This is a genomic window from Helicobacter trogontum, assembly GCF_000765905.2.
Lineage (GTDB): Bacteria > Campylobacterota > Campylobacteria > Campylobacterales > Helicobacteraceae > Helicobacter_A > Helicobacter_A trogontum.
In genome coordinates, this window is record NZ_JRPL02000050.1 from 1 (window position 1) to 5940 (window position 5940).

The 5940-nt window shown below is 27.5% G+C and carries 7 protein-coding genes and 2 pseudogenes; 4 read left to right on the top strand and 5 right to left on the bottom strand.

The features are described 5' to 3' along the window. Positions 1 to 125 precede the first annotated feature (125 nt). Genes LS81_RS10290 through LS81_RS10300 form a run of 3 tightly spaced genes read right to left on the bottom strand, consistent with a single transcriptional unit; the run spans position 126 to position 2276 of the window. Positions 126 to 1352 (bottom strand): DUF5710 domain-containing protein, encoded by a 1227-nt coding sequence (locus tag LS81_RS10290; RefSeq protein WP_034347792.1) that lies wholly within the window; start codon positions 1350 to 1352, stop codon positions 126 to 128. Next, positions 1339 to 1974 carry a hypothetical protein gene (locus LS81_RS10295; protein ID WP_034347793.1) on the bottom strand — a complete coding sequence of 212 codons (636 nt, stop codon included), beginning with the start codon at positions 1972 to 1974 and terminating at the stop codon, positions 1339 to 1341. The genes LS81_RS10290 and LS81_RS10295 overlap by 14 nt, the downstream gene beginning before the upstream one ends. Positions 1975 to 1997: 23 nt before the next feature. Then, positions 1998 to 2276, bottom strand: coding sequence for a hypothetical protein (locus LS81_RS10300; protein ID WP_034347794.1), 279 nt, complete (start codon positions 2274 to 2276; stop codon positions 1998 to 2000). A 213-nt stretch (positions 2277 to 2489) separates the two neighbouring features. Between LS81_RS10300 and LS81_RS10305 the strand changes: the two genes are divergently transcribed. The 4 genes and pseudogenes from LS81_RS10305 to LS81_RS10320 all read left to right on the top strand — a co-directional run. Then, entirely contained in the window at positions 2490 to 3029 is a 540-nt protein-coding gene (locus LS81_RS10305; protein ID WP_034347795.1) for a hypothetical protein, read from the top strand. Next, the gene (gene mobP1, locus LS81_RS11430; protein ID WP_034347796.1) at positions 3029 to 4507 is read left to right on the top strand and encodes a MobP1 family relaxase; all 1479 of its coding nucleotides are present in this window, start codon (positions 3029 to 3031) and stop codon (positions 4505 to 4507) included. The genes LS81_RS10305 and mobP1 overlap by 1 nt, the downstream gene beginning before the upstream one ends. Before the next feature lie 32 nt (positions 4508 to 4539). Beyond that, positions 4540 to 5247, top strand: coding sequence for a Fic family protein (locus LS81_RS10315; RefSeq protein ID WP_138069929.1), 708 nt, complete (start codon positions 4540 to 4542; stop codon positions 5245 to 5247). Between the two features lie 213 nt (positions 5248 to 5460). Continuing rightward, positions 5461 to 5526: pseudogene (locus LS81_RS10320) on the top strand (AAA family ATPase); the annotation flags it as partial. Here LS81_RS10320 and LS81_RS12385 read toward each other — a convergent pair. Together LS81_RS12385 and LS81_RS12170 are read right to left on the bottom strand one after the other, a co-directional pair. Beyond that, positions 5516 to 5638, bottom strand: a complete 123-nt coding sequence (locus LS81_RS12385) for a hypothetical protein (protein WP_272898102.1) — start codon at positions 5636 to 5638, stop codon at positions 5516 to 5518. The pseudogene LS81_RS10320 and the gene LS81_RS12385 overlap by 11 nt on opposite strands. Positions 5639 to 5716: 78 nt before the next feature. Then, a pseudogene (locus LS81_RS12170) lies at positions 5717 to 5940 on the bottom strand (hypothetical protein); the annotation flags it as partial.

Below are 5940 nucleotides of genomic sequence, written 5' to 3' on the forward strand. Positions count from 1 at the left end.
AACACAAAAGCAGGATTCTAGTTATGTCAGAATCAGTAGTCTTTCAAAACTTAGGAGAATCCATTCAATCTGTGCTTGATGTAATGAAACAAGCCTCTATGAGGTAAGATTAGTATTAATTAATCCTATCGTTCTAAATCATAGTTTGCTATCATTTGATCTTTAAAATTTAGTTGATTGTTGTTATTAACACTGAAATTAAATACTTTCAGTTGCTCTTTTACAGCCATTAATCCACAACTTACATATAAATCATTGAAATCACTCATTCCACATTCTATTTGCTTTTGTGTAAATTTTGGTATTTTTATAGTTATATTTTTGAAATTCTGTTTCACCTCAAATGCTTTTTCTAATCCAATATTAATACCTCTCACCTCTTCACTCTTTTTATCATTATCTGCAAATATAGTTATTTGCGTATGATGTCCAAGTGCATCTTTTATTACCTTTACCACCTCACTTAAATTTCCAGAATCTATTGCCATTATTGTAGGATTATTAGTAGCTTTATATATTGTCCATGCTGTTGCAAAGCCTTCTGCTATTTGAATATTTTGCAATGTATTGATGTTTGTTGCTCCCACAATATGAAAGCAGCCTTTTTTGCGTGACAACATTGCTTTATCTTTACTTTCTTTACTCTTTATTGTACCTATGATTTTATCACCATTTTTAAATATGGTTTGTAAGGATTGCATATCACCTTTAATATCTGTTAGTGGTATCAATAGATTGCCATAGTTATCTTGCTTTATAACAATATGATTTAAGTTATTAATTTGTTTTCTTTGTAAATATGGATGATTTACATGTGCTTGTTGTGCATATTGAAATATTTCTCTCGCATTTAATGCTCCAAGATGATATTGTTTTTCTAAATTTTCATTAGTATAATTTTTATTGTTTGGCAATGTTTGTGTTTCATGTGGATTTATATTGTGGTATGCTGCATTAGTTTTCCAATTAAAGCTTATGCCTGTTTTAAAGTTTTGTATAAAACCAGCAGGGTATCCATCTAAAAATCCTTTATAAGCTCCAGATGTTTCTCTTCCTTTATCGCCTTTTACTTTTACCCTATGAATCTTGCCGTCCATAATTGGTAAATCATCTATTAAAAACCCCTCTTTCTCTAGAGCAAGTTTGAATTCTTTTAATATTTGATATTCATCAAATTTTTGAGACATATTGTGGCTATTTTGATTTAAAAATTTCTCAAACTTATTGATTTCTGATCCTACAGGAATAAACCATTTTTTGTTTTTATAATCCCATAAAGCACCAAGTTTTTTTAATTCATCTTTTTGTTGAAAATTGGTATTATCAAGATAAATTTTTCTATCTGCTTTCACGATGAGAAACCCTATCTTTATTTTTATTGGTTGCTTGATCAATTTCCTTTATTTTGTGCTTTTTTTTAAATTCTGCAAATTTTTGTATAAAATCAATATTAGTTTGTTTATCTTTTTCTGTTGGAGTTTTTTGCTTATCATAGTTTGCTATATTATAAGCTCTCTTAAAACTTTGTAGAAACTCATCAACTTCTTTACCAGCACCAGATGACACATGAGAGAGTAATTCAATTGTACCATCTAAAGAATTTTTAAATATATTTTTATCATAGTTTTTATTAAGTGTTTTATCAGCTTCTTTTATTAAATTTTCATTAACCTTTGTTTCTAATTTTTTTGAACCAACATTAATTAAATGTTGTAACCCTTTTTCGAAATTACCTTCTCCCATTTTTATACAAAGATCTATATTTTTATTATTATAAAATATAGATAAATCTATCGTTTGATTACTTATTGAAAGATTGTCTTTATCTTCTTTTTCTATAAGCTTGTCTACAATTTTTAATGTATTAAGTAATCTTGTGGAATCTGTGTTATCATAAATTTCATTTGAGGCGATAAGTTTTTGGTAAACATCATTAAGTTTTGATGTGTCTGTAACTTTTATTTCATAGCTCATTTGAATTTCCTCATATTTAATATTTAGATATTCTTATTTTCTACAATAATATCTATTTCTTTATCATTTTTATTATCATTGATAAATATAGATTTATTTTTTTGTAAATTATATGTATCAACCAGTAATATAAAATCTTTTTTAAATTCATCATTGCTTTGAAATATATCCACAATTTCTTTCCCAATACTATTATATATCTTATCAATTCTTTGTTTTTCTTTTTTTAAAGCACTTTTTATTTCTTCTCTATGTTTTCTTTTAATATCTCTTATCAATTCACTCTTTTTGAAATCTATCATAGATACACCTTTTATAAATTAATATCAATTATATACTAGTTAATTTAATATTGTTTAATTGGCTTAAAAAATATATGTTATTATTCGGCATGCTAATATTATATGGCAGGATAGCCTATTACGCCAAAAAGTGGGATACATTTTTAGCATAATAGGCGAATTTTCTACGAAGTTCATTATGTTAAGTATGTGGAATTGTTACTAAGGATATGTATGTCAAAAAAATCAGAATATCATATAAGACTAGAAAATGAAAATAATAACTTTATTAGCTCATTAAAACATGAAACAAATTCTTCAATCAATATAATAATTAATACCATAATTTCAAATTATATGAGGCAACATACACATACTAATTCTATAGCAAGTATATATAATAAAAATAATACAAAGGAAGTAAAAGAAATTCGATTAAAGCTTTCAATAGATGAATATGAGTTCTTAAAAAGAAGTGCTGATATGAATGGGCATAACTCTGTTACAAAAGAAGCAAAATTTAGATTACTTAATACTTTACATAATGAAAAGTTTTACACTGCTAAAGAAACACAATTATTCATAGAATTGAGAACAGAAATAAATATATTAGGACGCAATATAAACCAGTTATTAAGATATATTCAATCAAAAAATATTCTACGAATTGATACACAAAATATCTCAAAGACTATGAATACTATTTATAAAAAAATTGATGATCTTGCAAAAGAATTAGAAGAGATTATTCTTAGAACAAATGGAAGAATATAATGTCTAAAAATCTATTATTTGATGAAGAAGTTATTAAAGCAAAAAGAATATTTAATGTCGTAGAGCAAAACAGCAAAAAACCATTAAATTATATTTATAAACATAAGAATCTATATACAAAAATTGGACACAATAAATACATTAATAACAAACAAAAATTTCGTAATACTGAAGTTGTAGTAAAGATTACTTCAGGATCAAAACATTACCAAGCTTTTTCAAAACATATTGATTATATTTCACGAGATGGAAATGTCGAACTTATTACTAATGAATATGAGGCATTTTTAGGCAATCAAGAGAAGCTAGAATTAAAAAATATTTTTAGAAATGAAGGTGCTCCAATACCACAATATAATCAAGAAAAAAGAGAAAGAAAACATACAATAAATATGGTTTTTTCGATGAAAGAACATGAAGATGTTCCACAAGATAAATTGAAAGTTGCTGTTATAGAATCTTTGAAGAAAATTTATCCTGACAACTTATTCGTTGTGGCATTTCATGGTGATACAGATAATCCACATTGCCATGTGTGTTTGAAAGTTGCAAATAAGCATGGAAAACGCATACACATAAAAAAGGCTGATCTTGCAAATATGAGATTGCAATTTGCTAAAGAATTAAATAAATTAGGGATTGACGCAAAAGCTACATTTAATGAAAAATTTAGACAATATATAGCAAAAGAACAAGAGCAAGATAAATCTAATAGTATTTCAAAATTACATTATTATGAAGTATTAGATTATGGCAAAGCACCATACAAGTTTGCAACAGATAAAAATGCAAAAGAAAGTTTTTTCGTAAAATATAAAACAAAAAAAGGTATCACGACAATATGGGGTAAGGATTTAGAAAGAGTAATACGACAAAATCAAGTGGTGAAAGGTGAATTTGTTAAGTTTAGAACTATAGGTGCTAAGAATATTCCATTGCAGATTCAAAAAGAGACAAAAACACATCATCTTGTTTTAGAAAAAATGATAAAACAAGTTGTTTGGGATTGTTCTGTAATCGGCAGAGAAAAAGAAATTGTTTATTTAAAGAATGAACCAATAAGACAGCACTATAAAATTCTCCAATCAATTCCAAAGAAACATATACGCATGATAAAGGAAGATTATGGAAACCATCAAACCATAAATGATATAAAGCAACAGACAATACAACAAACCCATGACTATAAGGAGCAAAATTATGACAAGAGAAATTATTACAAGGGATATAGACAGAGAATCTTATCGGAGTCCAATATTAATAGAAATAGAAAAAAAGCAAAACGAGCACGATACAACATCCATGCTACCACCAATAGAAAGTTTGTGCGAGTATTGCCCAAGCTCCCTATGGTTTATAACCAACCACGAGTTGCAATGCTTTTGCAACAAAATGCATTGCCTAACATATTCAAAGAAAGATCAGAAAAACCCAATACAAATGTGCGATGGGCAGATATTGGGATTAATAGAGATTAATGAGATAAATACCGAAAATATAAAGGAATGAAATGTTTGCATTAAGTCAACTATCTGTATTAGAGCGAGAGAGGCTTTTTAAAACACTGCGTATAAACATTACTCATCATAGTAATGCCATTGAAGGACTGACACTAAGCTTTGGAGAAACAAAAACATTACTTGAAAGTGGTAAGACGGCAAATAATAAGCCTCTTGATGAGCAACTTGTTGTTTTAGGGTTTGCAAATGCTTATGATGTAATTATAAGAGAGGCAAGTGATAAGAGTAGGATTCTAGAATCTTCATTTATTAAGGATATTCATTATCTTATTTTTGAAAATGCTTTTAAGGTTATGCCGCATTTAGTTGCTAAACCTATTGGTGCATTTAGGACAAATCAGGCAAAGATTATAGGTTCGCAAGTAAAATTAACGCTGCCTCACCTTATTGCCCAAGAATTAGAGAATTTGCTTTTTTTATATCCTAGTAATGCTTTAAGTTTAGAGCAAATTGCCTATTTTCATATAAGTTTTGAAAAAATCCATCCATTCTCTGATGGTAATGGGAGAACAGGTAGACTTATTATGGCATATCAAGCCATTCAAAATGATTTTATTCCTCCGCTTATTACAAACGAACAACGAAAAGCATATTTGGAACTTTTAGAACAATGTCAAATGCAAAATGATATTACCGCCTTTACACTATTTTTGCAAGAATGCCAAGCACAGAGTTTAGCATTAATTTCTAGTAAATAAAACTACATATATAATACATAAAATATACTTTTATTATACATATATAATATTGTATATAGACTATTTATAACTATATTATATATGTGTATTATAGTGTTATATTTATTTTTTATATTTAGATTCACTAAATAACAATATATTATATGTATAATATATTGTTATTAACTATTTAATATTATTATATTAAGTAAATAATATAAATAGGATTAGTGCATGATTATTTCGATTGTAAATGAAAAAGGCGGGAGCGGTAAAACAACCCTAGCAGTTAATCTTGCTTAGATTCTAACAATTTTACATGTGTTTTTTGACTAGATTTTGCACTCAATTTTTGAGTGAGTAATGCTATGCTTAGAATGATAAATACTATTTTTGTTATTTGGAATCTCATTGTATTTTTATTATTCAACTTACTAGAATTTTAATAGCAATATATTAGCCTATATTGCCTATTGTATAAGGTATATTCTTATTCACTCTTAATTTTCTCTCGCCTCGTTTTTGTGTTAGATAAATTTCCAAATGAGGTATAGATAAAAGGGTAATATCCTCTATGCCTGAATTGTGATACTTTCTTCCACTCCGCCTTAACCCCTCCACCTTTAACTACAAGTCCATTGGAATCTATAATGACTTCAACTCCACCAGCTTTTATTATAACAGAGTCTCCCTTAGCAATGATTTGGGTATCGC